The sequence below is a fragment of the Bradyrhizobium sp. Kon58 genome (assembly GCF_055807455.1).
This window is the reverse complement of sequence record NZ_JBVVOT010000608.1, coordinates 1-245: the sequence shown is the minus strand read 5'-3', so window position 1 is coordinate 245 and position 245 is coordinate 1. Positions and strand designations below refer to the sequence as shown.

The window sequence follows — 245 nt, the reverse complement described above, 5'->3', positions numbered from 1 at the left end:
CACCAGAATCAGGTCCAGACCGGGAAAACGGCGGTTGAGCTGGTCCACCGCTTCCAGGTTGATCGAAGCATCTTCGCGGATTGCCGTGTGCGGGCAGCCGCCGGTTTCCACACCGATGATGCGTTCCGGCGCCAGAGCCTGGTTGCGCACCAGGAAGTCGGCGTCTTCGCGGGTGTAGATGTCGTTGGTGACCACGGCCAGGTTGTAGCGCTCACGCAGCGCCAGGCACAGGGCGAGGGTCAGGG

1 protein-coding gene is annotated in these 245 nt (G+C 64.5%); it reads right to left on the bottom strand.

Going from position 1 to position 245, the window contains the following annotated elements; genetic code table 11:
• On the bottom strand, nt 1–243 hold a 243-nt coding region (locus AC0L20_RS41660; RefSeq protein ID WP_473295934.1), incomplete at its 3' end, for a GTP-binding protein.
• Nucleotides 244–245: the final 2 nt, after the last annotated feature.